Annotated in this window: 1 protein-coding gene; it reads left to right on the plus strand. The window is 35.8% G+C overall.

Annotation, left to right across the window (positions count from 1 at the left end; genetic code table 11):
- Nucleotides 1–120: 120 nt before the first annotated feature.
- A partial coding sequence (locus AYW75_RS19075) for a hypothetical protein (protein ID WP_231886243.1) occupies nucleotides 121–372 on the plus strand: 252 nt, incomplete at its 3' end.

Here is a 372-nt window from a genome sequence, read left to right on the forward strand (position 1 = left end):
AGTTAAAGCAGCTAAACTAACCGACTTCATATATATTCCTTTAAATACTAATTTATTCAGATGGTTACCATCTAGGATAGACTATATTAGTCCTATACCACCTAATAACTTGTGTACTAGATGATGGCCAGACCTAGAAAAGAAGAGCAAGTCCACATTATTCGAACAGAACACGTCATGTTTTTTATTGATCTCTTCAAGGGGATGGATGTTGATTTACTTCCTTTATTAAGAGAAGCACGTATTCCCAATACGATTGTTCAACAACCTAACTATTCTTATTTACCAGAATCAACGTTGAAAAACCTGTTATGTCATCTCGGAAAGCGATTATCTAGCGGTCAATTTGGGATTAGGGTATGGGAAATGGCT

Origin of the sequence: Marinomonas atlantica, assembly GCF_001639725.1 — a bacterium.
GTDB lineage: Bacteria > Pseudomonadota > Gammaproteobacteria > Pseudomonadales > Marinomonadaceae > Marinomonas > Marinomonas atlantica.